The sequence below is a fragment of the Actinoallomurus purpureus genome, from assembly GCF_024055795.1.
GTDB lineage: Bacteria > Actinomycetota > Actinomycetes > Streptosporangiales > Streptosporangiaceae > Actinoallomurus > Actinoallomurus purpureus.
Window position 1 is genome coordinate 229728 of the sequence record NZ_JAMXMY010000013.1, and the last position, 16895, is coordinate 246622.

Below are 16895 nucleotides of genomic sequence, written 5' to 3' on the forward strand. Positions count from 1 at the left end.
CACAGCTCCCCAGCCGCTGCTCCAGCCGATACGGTCCGACCTGGTGCGGATTATTACCCTGCAGCGGCCCCCTCGTTCATAGCGGGATGGTGCACCCGGCGGCTCGGCTATGAGCCGGAACCGCCGGGTGCACCAGGTGCCGGACGCCGGAGCCCAACACCTTCGTCTGCTTTCTCAGGGCTGGGGCCTGTCCCACAGTGTGAAGGCGAAGTCTCGCAGGATGGGGGTGACAGGCTGGTAGAACGTGGTGCCGCCTATGGAGCAGTTGCCGGAGCCGCCGGAGAGCATTCCGAGTCCGGTGGCGCTGTCGTAGAACGGGCCACCGCTATCGCCTGGCTCGGCGCAAGCGGTCGTTTGGGTCAGACCATTGACCGTTTCTCCACTGCCGTAGGTCACGGTCACGTTGAGCGCTGTGACTGTGCCACCGCGGACACCGGTGGTGCTGCCGCTATGCTGCACCGCCTCGCCAACGAAGGCGTCGCCCGAGCCGGCAATGAACTGCCTGGTGCCGGCCACCGTACCCCAAACGTGGATCCCAGCAGTGTCGTATTCGACGACGCCGTAGTCACCGCCGGCGCCGAAGACGTTCGCGTGGCCCGAGTTGCTGCCGAGACGGCTAGTCAGGCCCTGGTTGGCGTACCAGGTAGGGCTAAGGTGCGTGCAATGTCCGGCGGTAATGAAGAAGTGCCGGGCACCGTTGAAAACATTGAAACCGAGTGAGCAGCGTGCCGTACCTCCTGAAACGCCTGCGTAGATGGCTGTGCCGTCCAGCATGGTAGGGCCGTCGAGCGTGCTCAGTTTTCCGTTGAGAGGCACGATCCTGGCCGACGCGCCTAGCTTGTTGGCAACGGACTTGAGCTTGGTCAGCTTGGACCCCTTGACGGATTTGTCCGCTGAGATCACAACCTGGTCGGTGGCCGGGTCGATCGCCCACGCGGTACCGGGGATCCGGGCAGAGCGGTCGAGTTCGTCGGTCGCCCTTGTGAGATCGGCGTGGCTGTGAGCGACCATACGCGGGGTCGCGTCGGCCGCACGAACGCTCTGGGCGGCGGAGTTGTCGGTAACAGTGACGATGAGCCGGCCCGTCGCCTTGTCGAAATACGAGCCGGCGCTTCGGTTGTCGCCTAGGTGCTTGGCCAGCGTGGTCGCGAGGTTCGCCAGATGTTGCCGGTCGGTCGGCGCGGCCGGTTTCGGCGGTGGCGACGCCGCAGCCTGCGCACTCGGCGTAGCAGCCGAGAAAGCGGCTGTCACAGCCATCGCGACCGCGCATGAGAATGAAGCGATCTTGACCATAGTCCCTCCGGACAGATTTCTTGAACGCGCCGGTCATTACTGGCCGCGTCCTCGTCCGTGAGGACGCTAGGCGACTCACGAGACAGTGCGAATCGGCCGAATTATGCAACCCAGGCAGCCGGTGATGGGTAATTTCACCCACGCGTGGCGTTGACGCGATCCAGGCCGTGCCCACCTTCTCCGCGCATGATGGAACCGACCTCGCAGCCCCGCAGCGGTGGCGCCAAAGCCCGGATCGGTCGAACTCGATGTCGGTCCGGCCCTGTCCGATCGGGTAGCACCGAAGAACTGTGGACTTTTAATCCGCAGGTTCGAAACCGCAGGTAGGCGCCCTGGGCCAATTCGGACATTTCGAAACTCGCACGTCACGGCTGTTGTCGCAGGTGTGCGCCGAGTGCATCAAGGGATGATTCTCGGCCGCTGCTCAGGGTCGTTTCCTGGGCAGATTGTAGGCACTCCATCGGTATACGCCTGGTTCGTGAGTTCGCGAATGTGCCTATCCTGCCGCTCAAGGTCCATCGGGCGGTCGTGGCGGCGCTACCAGGCCGCGTCGGCTGGGCGTGATCACTGGAAGTCCCCTGCGCGCTGTAGCGACCGCCTGGGCCGATTGGAGAGTATTCCTGGGCGTGTGTCCTGGGGGAGTGGCGTGGCGGGGATAGGAGTGCTCGGTTACGCCGATGGGCGGTGATGGGGTCGGTTGGCCGCCTGTCGGCCTCGGACGGCGTAGATGTGATCTGGGGCCGGTTCGCTGGCGGCGGCTGTCGGGTGGTGGTCGGTGCCGTTCCGGTGGTGTCTGGGGGGCGGATTTACCAAGATCACGGCACGCGAGCACAGATGGAGCACACGTGGTCGCCAAACCGCCTGAAACGGACACTGGGCGTTCCCGGTGGTACCGAGAACGCCCAGGTCAGGACGGGTGCGCCGCCAGGGACTTGAACCCCGAACCCGCGGATTAAGAGGCGTGAATGCTTGAGCCGGGAGTGTGGGTTTCACAGCCCATGGGCGTGCCTACATGTCGGGCGGCGTGCCCAACCCCGTGCCTGAGCGTGTGCCTAAGATCGTTAGCCCTGGTGCGAGGTATGCCGACGGCGTGCCTAAGCGCGTGCCTAAGAAGTGCCTACGGGGTCAGGTTGGCTTGGTTGCGTGCCGTTCGGGCCGGATGGATGTGCAGAAGCCATCAGCCATGTTGAACACCCACGACCAGCCTCAGCAAGAGCAACGAGGCCCGGCGCTACGGTCTGCCTCCGATCGCCGGCCAGCCGACGCGCAACCGCCGCACTGCACGCGCCCGAAACGCCGGCAGGCCGCTGCAGGAGGACGCCAGTCCATGGCATCTGCCAACGGCCGCTCAGGGGCACTGGAGCCTGCGATCCCATCGTCTGATCAGCGAGACGAGCCGCTGGTGTGCACGCCTGAAGAGGCTGCGCGGTTGCTCGGGGTGAAGCCGTCGTGGCTGCGCCGTAAAGCCGCCGCCCGGGCGATTCCCTGCACCTTCTTGGGCAAGCATCTGCGGTTCTCCCGCGCCGACCTGGAGGCGATCGTCGCCGCCGGCCAGCAGACCCCGCGCCACCGATAGCCGGATCCGCCCGGGGGAGCGGGGCGGGACTTGAGCGCTTACCCCGAGTTGAGCGGTGATGACCCCGACCCGCGCCGCCCCACAGCGGCGCGACCCGATTCCCGTATGCATGGAAGGAGATCATTATGGCCTGGGCAGAAAAACGCGGACCGTGGTTCCGGGTCCGCTATCGCGATGGCGACGGTGTCGTCCGCACCACACCGGACAAGTACCGGACGAAGACCGAAGCCCTCGCCGCGGCTGAGGATATGGACAGCGACCAGCGCCGCGGAACCTTCATCGACCCCAATGACTCACGGACCGGTCTGGCTGAGTGGGCGAGTCAATGGCGGACCACGCATCTGGTCGCGGCCAGTACCCAAGCCAAATACGACCACTACCTCGACCACTACCTCGACCAGCACATCCTGCCCGCCTTCGGGCACCTGTCCCTCGATCAAATCCGCCGCAGCGCGGTCAAGCAATGGGCGATCGACTTGCGCGCCCGTTACAGCCTGGCCAGCGTCCGCGGCATCGTCACCCTCATATCGCTGCTGCTCACCGCAGCGGTCGAGGAGCGCATGATCGCCATCAACCCGATCCAGGGCTTGCGCATGGCCGAACCCCGCACCCGCCACCAACCCGACACCACGCTGCGGCAGCCCCCAAAGCGCCCCATCCCCACCAGCGAGCAGATCCTGGCCATCGCCCACCGCATCCACCTGCTCGGCGGACGCTCGGCGCAGGTGATGGTGATCACAGCGGCCTTCACCGGGATGCGCTGGGGCGAGATCACCGGCCTGGCCAAGACCAACTGCCACCTCGAGCAGGGCTACCTGCGAGTCGACCCGGAGACCGGCTCATTGCACGAGGTCGGCGCGCGCCTGTGGCTCGGCCCGCCCAAGACCGACGCCGCCGCCCGGCGCATCGACCTGCCACCCTTCCTGGCCACGCTCATTCAGGAGGTGATCGACGGTCATGACCATTCGCAGGTGTTCATCACCCCGGACGGGCACTGGCACCGGCGATCCAACTTCGCCCGCCGCCTATGGCGCCCCGCCTGCGACGGCGACCCCGACCGCAAATGGCCGCCCATCCTGCCCAGGGCGGTCTTCCATGGCCTGCGCCACCACCACAAAACGATCCTGGACGAACTCGGCATCGAAGACGCCCTCAAATACGAGCGGATGGGGCACCACATGCCCGGCATCGCCGCTGTCTACAGCCACGTCACCGACCCCATGCGACAGAACCTGCAGAACCGGCTCCAGCAACGATGGACCACCCAAACCACCGATCAGCCATCGCAACCATAACCCCGACCCATCTCATGCCGAGGGGGAGCACGGCCGGGAGCATCACCGGGAGCACTGCTCCCGGTGACCCCGACCCACGAAAAGTACTGACCCCGACCTATGGAATGGGTAGTTCCGATCACCCGTGGAGCACCCTGCTCCCGATCTGCTCCCGATTCCGGCCGACCGTTAGCGTCAGAAACCAAAATGCAGGCCAGGCGCATGGCCTGACCTGCATTGATGTGGTGGGCGATACTGGGATTGAACCAGTGACCTCTACCGTGTCAAGGTAGCCCGTGGTATCGGGTGAGCTGCGGTGATGCGTGAAAGTGCAGGTAAGGGCCCTCGATAAGGGTCAGTTGAGCGACGTTCGGCGACGTTACGGGAAGTGGCCGTCGCCCATTCCTCGCCCAGCCCCTGGTCGGGAGCTCAATCATGGTTTCTGGAGATCTCGAGGCACAGGTCACCGGTTCCGAGGAGCGGCGCGGTGACCAGGTAATCCGCTGGGCGACCACGCTCAGCGTGGTCGTGCTGGCAGTGATCGCGGCCATCGTGTCGTATCGGCACATGTATCTGCTGGTGCGGCGGTACGAGGAGACCTCATGGACCGCTGTTCTGCTCCCGATCTCGGTCGATGGCATGATCGTCACCTCGTCGATGTCGTTGCTCATGGACTCGCGCTGCCACCGGCGGAGCGGGCTATTGCCCTGGGCGCTGCTGCTCATCGGCAGTGCGGCCAGCTTGGCGGCGAACGTGGCGGTGGCCGAGCCCTCGGCGGTGGGCCGTCTGATCGCCGCATGGCCGAGCTGCGCCTTGATCGGGTCGTATGAGCTGCTGATGCGCCAGGTCAGGCAAGCCGCCCTGCGGACCGTCCCGGAGGCTTCAGAGGTATCTCATACGTCCCCCATGACCGATGGCACCGCTCCGAGCGCGCACGCATACGAAGCGGCGGCGGTGCCTGCAGGCGCCTCTTATGTAGCTCAGACGGATCCAGCAGATGACGACATAGTCTCCTACGAGCCTCATACCAACGGAGACGATCTAACGACCACCTCATTCAATCTCCAGACGGAGCACCCGAACCACATCGACGCCAAGCGCCTCGGCGCAAAGACAAGCGGGGTCTTGGCAGAGTCCTCCGAAAGCGCCGAGCGGACTCAAGGGCGGGGCGAGGCCGCGGGATGGGGGTTACAGCGCCGGGCGTGGCAGTGGGCGGTCGCCGAGCAGGAACAGACGGGAGACCTGCCCACAGGGAAGGCGATCGCGGAGCATTTCGGGCGTCGTGAACGCTGGGGGCGTCTCGTCAAACAGGCTGGCCTCGGCGGGCGCTTTGATCGGATTCCAGATGATGGCCCGGCATTCAGGGCTGTTTGAGGCGGCCTGGGATTTGCTTCACTGTCCTTTGTTGATCGATAATTGCGGCGTTTGAACAAGGTCGTCCTATCCAAAGGGCGCGCAACAGCACACCCACGGTGCGTGGGCGTCTTCGCACGCAAGCCGACCGGGCGATAAGGGATTCTCAAGCAGATCCGCGTGCGATACGACGTTGATCGAGGTGTATCGCCGACGGGTCAGGCGGCGCGTGCGGGGGAGCGGAAGACCTCGTGAGCGTGCCAGGCGATGTGATGGTCGGCGACGTCCGGGAAGGCATTCTGCGGTCGGCCGACCTCGCGTCCGGCCAGCGCTGTCACCTGGCCTTGGGCGGCCGCGCTACGGCCGATGTAGTGCGCCGAGACGGTGATCTGCCGAGCGGGGGTCATGCCGAGGACGCCCTTGTCGAACAGCTTGTGGTGCAGCGCGCACAGGCAGATGCCGTTGGTCACCTCGTCGGGGCCGTCGAAGGCCCACCACCGTACGTGCGCGGCGTCGAGCCCGACCGCGGTTCCGCCCAGCCAGCCGTCGTAGCCGCAGAACGCGCACTGGTATTCGTAGGCCACCATGACCTGCTCCCGGAACTCCTGGCTGCGCCGTCGCCGCTCGCGGCCGACGGGCGCGCCGGCGCTGTCCAGGTCGAGCCCGGCCTCGACGCAGATGTCCTCGTGCAGGGACGGTTCGAAGTTGGCCTCCAGGATGGCCCGGCACAACTGCGAGAGCAGTCGTGGCTCACGCCTCAGGTCCCGGACGAGCTCACCGGTCAGTTGTCCGGCGGCCCCGGTGTCGCGTAGGGCTCCAACCCGAGGGCCGGGGCTGGCTCCGCCGTCCGCGGTCCGTACCTCCCACAGGCCGTCGCTGGTCAGGTGATGGAACGGATAGGCGGGAGTCGTGGTCCGCGGCGGCCCGAACTCCCGGAGCAGCCGTACCAGATGTTCCTCTGCCGCGCTGTAAACGATCGGCACATCGCCGTGACGCTGGAAGTGCCCCAGCGCGTAGAGCAAGAGCAATGGCTTGTGCGGCGCTCGCTCGCCCCCGCGTGCCCAGCGACGAACTCCTGTCACCCGCTCGACCCAGTCCATCACACGGCAGCGTAGGGAAACGACCAGCCGAGTGCATCTGACCGACCCCGGCCGAACGGGCAGATCGCGAGACCGGTTCTGGCCGAGATGGCAACGCGTGAGCGCTTGTGTGCGTCTTGTATCCGGTTCGCTCATCCGGCGTGCCGTATCGCGAGGAGATACCGATGGGATTTCGGTACAACCCGCCACCGAACTGGCCGCCTCCGCCGCCGGGGTGGTCACCCCCGCCGGGGTGGGCACCAGATCCCTCATGGCCGCAGCCACCACCCGGTTGGCAGATATGGATCCCTGACACCACTACTACGGGATTTCTCGGCCTTGACGGTGGCGTACCGCACCCTGCACCACCGACGGGAGCACCACCGAGGAGCGATCTCAGCACCTCGCCTTCGCCGCGGGACGCCTCTCGGCGCCACGGCGGCCTATTCGGCAACAAGAAACGGGTCGAAGAGCTGGAAGCGGAAAACGCCGCGCTGCTCGCCCTGGTCCAGCAGTTGCAGGGGATGGACGCGCTCGAGCTGTCGAAGAAAACGCAAGAGCTGCGCGCCCAGATCACCGACCTGCATCGGGAGATCGGTGAAGCCGAGCAGCAACTTGCGAACGCCCGTACCGAGGTCGTCCAGACCGAGGATGTCGCTCTGCTGCAGGAAGCCGGCGTCTATGAGTACCAGCATCCCCTCACGGACGCGGTCGCCTACAAGGCCGAGCTCGCCCGGCTCAAGGACACGATCAAGACCATGACCCGCGGCGGCGACGCCGTCTTGGCCACAACCAGCTGGACGGTGAACGGTTCGGCAGCCGAGGGACGCCGGATGACCCGCGACTTCTCCAAGCTGATGCTCCGGGCCTACAACGCCGAGGCCGACAATCTCGTACGCACAATGCGCCCGTACAAGCTGGCCTCGGCGATCGAGCGTTTGGGCAAGACCGCCGATACGATCGCCCGTCTCGGCAAGACGATGGACACCCGGATCAGCCTGGCCTACCACCGGGAACGCGTGCGTGAGCTGGAGTTGACTGCCGACTACCTCGCCAAGGTCGAAGAGGAGAAGGAGCGCATCCGGGCCGAACGCGAACGCCAGCGCGAAGAGGACAAGGCACGCAAGGAGTTCGAGCGGGAGAAGGCGCGCCTGATCAAGGAGCAGACCCACTATCGGACGGCACTAAAGAAGCTCGAAGACAACCAGGACGAGGCGGCGGCCGCCGCCATGCGCGCCAAGCTCGAAGAGATCGCCACCGCCATCGCCGGGGTCGAAGAGCGCGCCGCCAACACCCGTGCCGGCTACGTCTATGTGATCTCCAACCTCGGTTCGTTCGGTGAACGCATGGTCAAGATCGGGCTCACCCGCCGGCTGGACCCGATGGACCGCGTCCGCGAGCTCGGCGACGCCTCAGTGCCGTTCCGCTTCGACGTCCACGCGCTGATCTTCAGCGAAGACGCCGTGAGACTGGAAACACGCCTGCACAACGAACTCGCCGACCGCCGCGTTAACCGCGTCAACCTGCGCCGGGAGTTCTTCTACGCCACCCCGACCGAAGTCCGGGAACTCCTTGAGCACCTCACTGACCAGCACATCCTCGAGTACCACGAAGCGCCTGAAGCCCTTGAATGGCGGGCCAGCAGAAACGTTGTCACCGACAACGAACAATCATCGACCGACCCGACCGACAGTTCCGACAGCAGGAGGTCCACCTGACGCCCTGCGGCAGAGGCGGGGACTGTACGAATAACGGCTCTGTCGCTCTTTGGGACTGTACGAATAAAAATAAGAGCTCTGTCGCACATTCGGTGGTGGCGGAGCGTGAGCATCGGCCGCTACCAGTTGCAGAGAGTACGGTTGGCGCGCTGACCTCGATGTTTCACAACGGGGCGGCGCTGCAGTGGGGATGCCGGCCCCGGCGTGCCGGGCTCACATCGGCGACCACTGCGCAGGTCGGCCGACTCCATCGAACGACCGCTCCAATGTACGGACCTGCGACTCCGTGATCGGTGGGTCTAGCCATCGCCATCATCACCGTCCGTCACCACCGGATGTGCGACAGAGCCGAAAAGTGTTGACAGTCCCCACCCGGGCGGGCCGTCTTCGCAGGGCGACCTACCGCGGGATGCGGGGCGGCCGGGCGGTGGCTACGGTGGGGTCATGGCCGTATCGGTCGGTCTCGCCGATGCGGGTCGCTCGGCCATCGAGGTCTACGCGCCGTCCCTGACCGATTGCCCGAAAACACACACTCGCAGGCGTGTGGTCGCGTTCGCCGCACGCCGCCGAGACCGGCTCCTGAGCGGGGGAGGAGCGACCATGGACTACCGCGAGTTCATCCAAGTCACGCAGCGCGAGGGCGGCATCGACGGCGACCTGGCCGAACGCGCCGCGCGGGCGACCCTGACGACGCTGGCCAAGCGCCTGTCGCCCGGGCAGGCTCGCGGACTTCTCGAACGGCTCCCCGCAGAGATGAAGCCCTGGCTCCACACCCAACGCGTCGCCGAGGGCTTTGACGTCGATGAGTTCCTGTGCCGCGTCGCCGAGCGCGAGGGTGTTGACGTCGAGACCACCGAGCGGCACGCGCACGCCGTCTTCTTCGCGCTCGGGCGGGCGGTGAGCCGCGACGAGATCGCCGACGTGGCCGACGAGCTGCCCAGCGCTTCGCACCGCCGGTCGCCGAGGCCCACTGCAGGTTCTTCGACGTCACGCCGGACGAAGACTTCCTGGCCAAGGTCGCCGAACGCGCCAGCCTCGACGCCGACGAGGCGCTCCGCGCCACCGAGGCCGTACTGGAGACGCTCGCCGAGCGCATCGCCGGTGGCGAGGTGGACGACCTGATCCCGCGGCTTCCCCTCGCGGTGCACGGTCTGCTCAGACGCGGCCGGGCCACGAGCGGCGGGACGGCGCGACGGATACCGCTGGACCGGTTCGTGGACCGCATCGCCGAGCTGGCGGGCGTGGACCCGTTCGAGGCGCGCGAGTACGCCCGCGCGGTCTTCGCCACGTTGCGCGAGGCGGTACGGGACGACGAGTACTTCGACGTCACCGTCCAGCTGCCGATGGACTACCACGCGCTGCTGCCGGAGCGATGATGTCCACCCTTCCGGCGTACTGCACCGAGGAGGCTCACGGGCTGGCGACGATGCGCGGCCGTGCGGCCGAATGGAGCGCCGCCCTCGATCTGCTGACCGCGGCGCACGAGGGGCGCTCCGGAGTCCTGCTCGTCGAGGGCGAGCCCGGCATCGGCAAGAGCCTCCTCCTCCGCGAGGCGACGCGAACGGCCCGCGCGTGCGGCTTCTCGTCGGTGACGGCCGGCAGCCCCGAGCTCGGCCGGATGCCGCTCATGGAGTCGCTGCTCTCTGCGCTCGGCGAGGACGTGATCGCCGACGGCGAGGGACCGTCCGCCGAGCCGGACCGGCGCATGTGGCGGGTCGAGAGGATCCGCGCCGGTCTCGACAAACGAGCCGGAGCCGACCCCGTGCTGGTTAGCCTCGACGACCTTCAGCTGGTGGCGCCGACGGCCCTCGCGACACTGCGGGCCTGGACGTCACAGCTCGCCGGCCGGCCCGTCGCGTGGCTGCTGGCCTGCAGCACGGTGAAGGCGGGGAAGGCCGCCGGCCGCCTCTTCGACCTCCTCGAATACGACGGCGCGCGGCGGATCACCCTGCCGCCCCTCGACGACGACGCGCTGACCGGGATCGTCATCGACATGCTCGGTGCCGCGCCCGATCCGCGGCTGGCGGCGCTCGCCGGCCAGTCAGGCGGCAACCCGTACCTGCTCACCGGGCTCATCGCCGGGCTGCGCGGCGAGAACGGGATCCAGATCTGCGACGGCGGCGCACGGCTCGTCGCGGCCGGCCTGCCGCGGCGGTTCCAGGCGGCGGCACGGCACCTGCTCGACCAGCTGGGCCCGCGGACGCGCCATCTGCTGACCGTGACCGCGGTCCTGGCACGCTCGTTCTCGCCGGACGCCGCGGCCGCGGTGCTCGGCACGACCCCGGCCGCGATCGTCCTGCAGCTCGACGAGGCGCTGTCGGCGGGCGTGCTCACCGTCGCGGGGGAGGAGCTGGCCGCGTGGGACGCGGACGACCTGGCCGAGGGACTGCGGCTCGCCCGCGAGGCCGTCCGCCGGGCGGCGTCCACCGACGCCTGGTGCCTGCACCCCCGGATGATCCTGGCGATGCTCCTGACTGACGTCCGGCGGCTGGACGAGGCACGTTCGGTGATGGCGAGCGCGGGCGACGACACCAAGGTGCGCGGACGTCTCGTGTGGGCGGCAGCGCCCGCCGTGCTCCGCGCCCGCCTGCATCTGGCCGCGGGCCGCTTCGACGACGCGATCGCCGAGGCCGAGGCGGGCCTGGCGGCCACCAGCGGGCTGGGCCCGCACGTGCTGATGTCGTCCGCGCTGGCGGTGCTCGCCGTCGCCGCGCTGCGGTCCGGGGACCCGAACGCCGCACAGCGGTGCGTCGACCGGGCACGGCCCGGGCTGTCGCAGTACGGTTCGCCGCACGCGGAGGCCCGCTTCGCGCTCGTGAGGAGCCAGATCGCGAAGGGAGGGCGCGCGATGGTGCCGGTGCCGTGGCGACGGCGTTCGCGGAGCTGTGCGAGCAGGTGCCGGAGCACTCCTGGGCGCTGGTCAGCGACCCCACCGCGGCGGCCTGGCTGGTACGTACCGCACTCGCCCTGGACGATCGCGCGCGAGCCGAGACCGTGGTCGGCGCCGCGGAACGGCTCGCCCGCAACAACCCGGGCTTTCCCACCATCGCGGCGGCCGCCGAACACGCTCGCGGCCTGCTCGACGGGGACGCGTGCGCGCTGGACCGCGCGTCCGTGGACCACGCCGACCGGTGGGCACGCGCGTCCGCGGCGGAGGACCTCGGCGCACTGGCTGCGAGCCGGGGCACCGGGTCACGGCAGTCGGCCATCGCCGGCCTGGACCAGGCGCTGGCCGGCTACGACGGCATCGGCGCGACCTGGGACGCCGCCCGGGTGCGCCGCCGGCTTCGTCGGCTGGGCGTGCGGCGCCGCCACTGGACACAGGGCGACCGTCCCGTCTCGGGCTGGGGCAGCCTCACCGACACCGAGCGCCGGATCTCCGAGCTGGTCGCCCAGGGACTGACCAACCGGCAGGTGGCCGACCAGCTGTTCATCAGCGTGCACACGACCGCCTTCCACCTCCGTCACATCTTTCGCAAGCTCCAAATCGGCTCACGCTTCGAGCTGGCACGGCGGGTCATGGAGGAGAACCGGCAACGGACGCCGCCCGACGCACGTCTCGGCGCGGCGACACCGGTCAGCGCACCTCCCTGGCCAAGTCAGGGTCGTCCCGATCGAGCCGGCGGTCCACGGCCCGCATGACCTCCGCGCCGGCCGGGGCCCACGCGGCGTAGGGCGGTGCCCGATGGCGACCGGCCGGACCAGGGAGGAAGGACCAGTGTCGGCAGGAGTACGGCCGGGTATCGGGCAAAGTGCCGACTGCACGGGATGGAGCCGGCCACGATGCTGCGACGGGATCCTTTCGCGGACGTGCAGGAGCTGGTCAACCGCATGACAGGGCTAATCCAGCCCGCGGTCGAGGCCGAGGCCGAACGGCCCTGCGTGCCGGTCGCGGAGATCGACGAGACCCGGGGCGACCCCGGGCGGTGCCCTGCACGCCCGCCCCGGGCGACCCGAGCAGCTGGCCGCGGATCGAGGGGGAGCCATGGCAGTGAAGCTGAGTGAGCGGTCCTTCGAGTACGCGAAGAAACTGATCGACGAGGGGAGAGCCGTCGTCGACGAGATGGGCGAATGGAGCGAACACCAGCCGTCCACACAGCAGGAGAACGAGTTCATCGAGAAGTTCGGATTCGACGACTACGGCAGGTGGTACCTCGGCATCGACGACGACTACTCCAAGGACGAGAAGTCCAGGTACAAGTTCCCCTACGGGGACTTCGAGAGGGTCCACAGGTGCGGTGTGATCGCCGCGGAGGTGCGGGCGGCGCAGCGGAAGTACGACGACATCGAGGTCGCCGCGGCCCACTTGCACGGCATGCTCGACAAGCCGAAGTAACGCCCCGAGGTCTATCGCTGCGCGTTCCGGGCGACCGCCGCGAACTCGTCCAGCGCCCGTACGGTCTCCTCCGCGGGGAGCGTGGGCAGGTCGAACAGCACCCGGTCCACGCCCGCATCCGCCAGCCGGGCGACGACGTCACGATCGCCGGGCACGGCGTAGACGGTCACGGGGATCGGCCCGCGCCCGGCCTCGGACGCGCGGCGCCGCAGGTCGGCGACCTTGCGGGTGATCTCCTCGACGCCCAACCCGTAGGTCGGCATCCAGCCGTCGCCGTACTCCAGCACGCGATCGAGCGTTTTCGGCCCGGAACCGCCGACGAGGATCGGGGGATTCGGGCGTTGTACGGGCTTGGGCCAGGAGAAGATCGGGTCGAAGTCCACGAAGTCGCCGTGGAACTCGGCCTGTTCCTTTGCCCATATCTCCTTCATCGCGAGGACCCGTTCACGCAGCAGACTCATGCGGGTCTTCGGATCGGTGCCGTGATCGCGCATCTCCTCGCGGTTCCAGCCGGCGCCCACGCCGACGACGACCCGTCCGCCGGAGACGTGGTCGAGGCTCGCGATCTCCTTGGCCGCGATGATGGGGTCGCGTTCGATGAGGAGAAGGATCCCGGTGCCGAGCAGGAGCCGTTCGGTCGTCCCGGCCATCGCGGTGAGGGTCACGAACGGATCGAGCGTCCGGTAGTACTTCCGCGGAAGCTCGTCACCCTCGGGCCACGGCGACTCCCGCTTCACCGGGATGTGCGTGTGCTCGGCGATGAACACCGACTCGAAGCCGCGCCGCTCGAGTTCGCCGCCCAGCCGCGCAGGATGAATGCCCTCATCCGTGACGAACGTCGCGATGCCAAATCTCATGGGTGCCCCCGAATCTCCCTGCTGACTCCTTCCCCAAGGTGGGCGTCCCGGCAAACGCGACATCATCCAGCCGCACGATCTACCCGTGACCAAGGGCTTGCAGGAGAGCATCCACGAGTTCCGCAAGCTCGACGAGGAGATCGAGCTCGAGTCGCTCCTCGAGCGGCTCGCCAAGCACCCGCCGTAGGCGCCGTCCTCCGTACGTCCCGTCTTGACCTGAGGACGCCGCGGCGCCCGCGCCGTGGCCGGCCACCGGGACCGCCCATGTCTACCAAGGCTGAGGACGCGACCGGCCGCACGATGGGCGAGCGTCGAGATGTAGGCCTATTGACGCAGGGCCTCGGGCGTCTGAGCCGGTCACGAACCGCCAAGTGGCCGACCAGCTCATTCATGAGCGTGCACACGGTCGCCTTCCACCTGCGGCACGTCTTCCGCAAGCTCGAGGTGACCTCGCGGGTGGAGCTGACCCGGCTCGTCATGAAGGCGAGCAAGTGATCAGGACGGGGCCGCCGCGAGTGGTCAGCAGCCTAGCCGATTAGGGGATGTCGCCCGAAGCGCCGGTGCATAGCGTCAAGGGCATGGAAACCGTTGAGGACCACACGAGCGCCGCCCGTCTCTTCATCACGGGGACGCTCATCATGGATCCCAGGATGAGCCACGAGAAGCTCATGGCCGCTCAGGCCGAGGCCGCACTCGCGGACGGCGTGGCGGCGGCGGTCTGGGACGGCAGGGCGGTCGTTCGTCGCGGTGCCCGCCATCGTCGCCGACCGTTACCAAGTGCTGGTCGACGCACCGTTCGCCGAGGAGCGCGGCGCGTACTGGCCGCGGCGCTGGTGGCTCCGGCCGACAGCGCGAGCCGGCCGGTGTGACCCTTCGGGAGGAGATCGAGATGAGCCAGGCCACAACGGTCGACCGCGGCAAGTGGGCGGAGTTCTTCGACACGCTTAGCGCGGATCACGCCGGTCACAGCGCCGCCATCGAACTGCTCGGCGCCGACTTCGGCGACCAGTTCGAGACCGAGCGCCTGCCGTTCGCGTACGCCTCCTACGATCCCCGTGACGATGTGGTCGTCATCGCGCTCGGGGGGAACTCGGCGCGATTCCCGGTTCTGCTCCGCCACATGATCGACCATCCCACGGAGATCGACTTCACGGTCCCAGCCCCGGCCGAGACCGACGTCCGGATCGTCGGCGGGGACGGGACCGCGACCCTGCTGCGCCTGCGACCGGAACCCGCCCTGCCTCCCTGAGCCCGCCGACGGACGCCGTGCGGCGGCCGTCCGGTGCCCCAGGCCCCGGCGGACCGTGGAGACCTCGGGCTCCGGGCAGCCGCGTCGGCGGGCCTGAGCCTCGTCCGATCCACGGAGGCGTCCGCGGTCCGGACGTCGCCGCACCGTCCGAATAATCCGCTGAGACGCTCGTAAAGCAGCCGGACGGCCATCGCGCCTTCGCCCACGGCCGACGCGACCCGCTTGATGGACCCGCTCCTGACGTCGCCGACCGCGAACACGCCCGGCTGGCTGGTCTCCAGGGGAGGCGCGTCGTCGCCGGTGCGGATGAAGCCTTTCTCGTCCAGCTCCACCTGGCCGGCCAGCCAGCCGACACAGGGGTCGGCGCCGATGAAGATGAACAGGTTCCGGGCTTCGTGGACGCGCCGTTCGCCGGTGCGGTGGTCCTCGACGACGACCGCCTCCAGCGTCTCGTCGCCGACCAGCTCGCGCACCTCGGTGCGCAGGTGGACCTCGATGCCCGGGGAGTGCTCGATCTGGTCGATCAGGTAGCGGGACATGTTCTCGCCCAGGTCACCGCCCCGGACGAAAAGCCTGACCCGGTCCGCGCGCTTGGCGAGATAAAGGGCGGCCTGGCCGGCCGAGTTGCCGCCGCCGACGACCGCGACGGGCACGTGGACGCACTGCAGCGCCTCGACCTCGGTGGCGGCGTAGTAGATGCCGCAGCCCTCGAACCGTTCGAGGCCAGGGACGTCGAGCCGCCGGTAGCGGGCACCTGTGGCGAGCACCACCGTGCGGGCGCCGATCCGGCCGCCGTCGCCGAGGGCGACGCCGTAGCCGCCGTTCTCGACCTCCAGCGCGGTGGCCTCCGCGGGGACGCCGAGCTGCGCGCCGAACTTCTCGGCCTGGATGACCGCGCGCTCGGCGAGTTCGGCGCCGGAGATTCCAGAGGGGAACCCCAGGTAGTTCTCGATGCAGGAGGACGTGCCGGCCTGGCCGCCGGTGGCGACCGCGTCGACGACGATCGTGCTCAGGCCCTCGGACGCGCCGTAGACGGCCGCGGCCAGCCCGGCGGGCCCGGCACCGACGATGACGAGGTCGGCGGCGTCGCCGTGGGCGGCCGGTGTCGGCAGGCCGATCGCGCGGGCCAGCTCGGCGTTGTTCGGGTTGCGCAGGATCCGGTCGCCGTTGAGGATCACCAACGGTGTGTCCTCGGGCCGGACGCACAGCCGCCGCAGCGCCTGTTCGGCCTGCGTGTCCTGTTCCAGGTCGATCCACTGGTGCGGGAGCCGGTTGCGCGCCGCGAAGTCCCGCAGCCGGCGGATGTCGGGGGAGAACCGGGAGCCGATGATCCGCAGCCCGGCGCCGAGCTCGATCAGGAGTGAGCGCCGGATGAAGTAGGCGCGCAGGACGAGGTCCCCGAGCGCGAGGTCCCGGGCGATCAGCAGGCGCAGGCGCTCCGCCGGGATCCGCAGGACCGCTCCCGGCTCGTCGACCACGGCTCCGACCAGCGCCGCCTGCCCGGTGAGCAGGCCCAGCTCGCCGAGGAAGCGGCCCGGGCCGTGCACCCGGATCACCTTGTCGGCGTCGACCATCGCGACCGACCCCACCAGGACCACGAAGAAGTCATAGTCCGGCTCGCCCTGCCGGAACAGGACCTCGCCCTGTCGGGTCGGGAGGCGCTCGCCGTACGCGGACAGGTCCTCGATCTGCTCGGGGTCCAGCCGCGGCCACGCGCCGTGCAGGTCAGGTGTCTCTTGCAAAGTTCTTCTCCACCCATGCGCGCAGCGCCGGAGCCGGCGCGGCGCCGGCCTGCCGATCGATCACCTTGCCGTCCCGCATGAGGAGCAAGGTCGGCACGGCCTGGACGGCGAAGCGTTCCTGGATCTTCGGCGCATGGTCGATGTCGACCTTCACGAGCTTGATCCGGCCGGCCATCTCGCGGGCGAGCTGTTCGAGCGCCGGACTGACCATGCGGCACGGGCCGCACCAGGTCGCCCAGAGATCGACCACCACCGGGACGGATGCGCGTTCGGCGACGTCGGTGAAGTCGTCGTCACCGGCATCGGCGATCCAGGGGAGCGGCCGGTGGCAGTTCCCGCAGCGAGGGGTGCCGTCGGCCGCCGTCGGCACCCGGTTCTTCCTGCCGCAGTTCGTGCATTGGACGGTCATTCGGTCCCC

General features: G+C 68.6%; 17 protein-coding genes and 1 pseudogene. 13 read left to right on the plus strand and 5 right to left on the minus strand.

Annotation, left to right across the window (positions count from 1 at the left end):
* Positions 1–174: 174 nt before the first annotated feature.
* Entirely contained in the window at positions 175–1293 is a 1119-nt protein-coding gene (locus NE236_RS24520; protein WP_252844460.1) for a S1 family peptidase, read from the minus strand.
* 1327 nt (positions 1294–2620) lie between these two features.
* Between NE236_RS24520 and NE236_RS24525 the strand changes: the two genes are divergently transcribed.
* The 3 genes from NE236_RS24525 (at position 2621) to NE236_RS24535 (ending at position 5517) form a co-directional block, all read left to right on the plus strand.
* Positions 2621–2869 carry a helix-turn-helix domain-containing protein gene (locus NE236_RS24525; protein WP_252844461.1) on the plus strand — a complete coding sequence of 83 codons (249 nt, stop codon included), beginning with the start codon at positions 2621–2623 and terminating at the stop codon, positions 2867–2869.
* Between the two features lie 125 nt (positions 2870–2994).
* Positions 2995–4164, plus strand: a complete 1170-nt coding sequence (locus NE236_RS24530) for a tyrosine-type recombinase/integrase (protein WP_252844462.1) — start codon at positions 2995–2997, stop codon at positions 4162–4164.
* A 414-nt stretch (positions 4165–4578) separates the two neighbouring features.
* Positions 4579–5517 carry a DUF2637 domain-containing protein gene (locus NE236_RS24535; protein ID WP_252844463.1) on the plus strand — a complete coding sequence of 313 codons (939 nt, stop codon included), beginning with the start codon at positions 4579–4581 and terminating at the stop codon, positions 5515–5517.
* A 197-nt stretch (positions 5518–5714) separates the two neighbouring features.
* On the opposite strand, the gene NE236_RS24540 is transcribed toward NE236_RS24535, so the two are convergent.
* Positions 5715–6596 (minus strand): phosphorothioated DNA-binding restriction endonuclease, encoded by an 882-nt coding sequence (locus NE236_RS24540; RefSeq protein ID WP_252844464.1) that lies wholly within the window; start codon positions 6594–6596, stop codon positions 5715–5717.
* Positions 6597–7099: 503 nt separating this feature from the next.
* Here NE236_RS24540 and NE236_RS24545 point away from each other — a divergent pair.
* The 6 genes from NE236_RS24545 to NE236_RS24565 all read left to right on the plus strand — a co-directional run bounded on the left by NE236_RS24545 (position 7100) and on the right by NE236_RS24565 (position 12629).
* Entirely contained in the window at positions 7100–8293 is a 1194-nt protein-coding gene (locus NE236_RS24545) for an SNIPE associated domain-containing protein (RefSeq protein ID WP_252844465.1), read from the plus strand.
* Between the two features lie 600 nt (positions 8294–8893).
* Entirely contained in the window at positions 8894–9415 is a 522-nt protein-coding gene (locus NE236_RS24550) for a DUF2267 domain-containing protein (protein ID WP_252844466.1), read from the plus strand.
* Complete coding sequence (locus tag NE236_RS24555; RefSeq protein ID WP_252844485.1) at positions 9301–9669, plus strand: DUF2267 domain-containing protein; 369 nt, start codon at positions 9301–9303, stop codon at positions 9667–9669. The genes NE236_RS24550 and NE236_RS24555 overlap by 115 nt, the downstream gene beginning before the upstream one ends.
* Positions 9669–11696, plus strand: coding sequence for an AAA family ATPase (locus tag NE236_RS24560; RefSeq protein ID WP_252844467.1), 2028 nt, complete (start codon positions 9669–9671; stop codon positions 11694–11696). Before NE236_RS24555 ends, NE236_RS24560 begins: the two co-directional genes overlap by 1 nt.
* A complete protein-coding gene (locus NE236_RS45160) occupies positions 11594–11935 on the plus strand; it encodes a response regulator transcription factor (RefSeq protein ID WP_372494430.1) in 342 nt (113 codons plus the stop codon). Before NE236_RS24560 ends, NE236_RS45160 begins: the two co-directional genes overlap by 103 nt.
* 343 nt (positions 11936–12278) lie before the next feature.
* Positions 12279–12629: a hypothetical protein gene (locus NE236_RS24565; protein WP_252844468.1), complete on the plus strand. Its 351-nt coding sequence runs from the start codon at positions 12279–12281 to the stop codon at positions 12627–12629.
* Positions 12630–12640: 11 nt separating this feature from the next.
* On the opposite strand, the gene NE236_RS24570 is transcribed toward NE236_RS24565, so the two are convergent.
* Positions 12641–13486 carry an LLM class F420-dependent oxidoreductase gene (locus NE236_RS24570; RefSeq protein ID WP_252844469.1) on the minus strand — a complete coding sequence of 282 codons (846 nt, stop codon included), beginning with the start codon at positions 13484–13486 and terminating at the stop codon, positions 12641–12643.
* A 64-nt stretch (positions 13487–13550) separates the two neighbouring features.
* Here NE236_RS24570 and NE236_RS24575 point away from each other — a divergent pair, with 64 nt between their 5' ends.
* From NE236_RS24575 to NE236_RS45165, 4 genes are all read left to right on the plus strand, one after another.
* On the plus strand, positions 13551–13673 hold the full coding sequence (locus NE236_RS24575; protein ID WP_308209153.1) for a DUF1931 family protein: 123 nt from the start codon (positions 13551–13553) through the stop codon (positions 13671–13673).
* A gap of 203 nt (positions 13674–13876) precedes the next feature.
* Entirely contained in the window at positions 13877–13981 is a 105-nt protein-coding gene (locus tag NE236_RS24580; protein ID WP_252844471.1) for a LuxR C-terminal-related transcriptional regulator, read from the plus strand.
* Positions 13982–14064: 83 nt separating this feature from the next.
* Positions 14065–14355: a hypothetical protein gene (locus NE236_RS24585; RefSeq protein ID WP_252844472.1), complete on the plus strand. Its 291-nt coding sequence runs from the start codon at positions 14065–14067 to the stop codon at positions 14353–14355.
* 20 nt (positions 14356–14375) lie between these two features.
* A complete protein-coding gene (locus NE236_RS45165) occupies positions 14376–14735 on the plus strand; it encodes a DUF5335 family protein (RefSeq protein WP_372494431.1) in 360 nt (119 codons plus the stop codon).
* 206 nt (positions 14736–14941) lie between these two features.
* Here the strand turns inward: NE236_RS45165 and NE236_RS24590 are convergent.
* Together NE236_RS24590 and trxA are read right to left on the minus strand one after the other, a co-directional pair.
* Positions 14942–16477 (minus strand): annotated as a pseudogene (locus tag NE236_RS24590) (FAD-dependent oxidoreductase); the annotation flags it as partial.
* Entirely contained in the window at positions 16461–16886 is a 426-nt protein-coding gene (trxA, locus tag NE236_RS24595) for a thioredoxin (protein ID WP_252844474.1), read from the minus strand. The gene trxA and the pseudogene NE236_RS24590, both read right to left, overlap by 17 nt.
* Between the last annotated feature and the right edge of the window lie 9 nt (positions 16887–16895).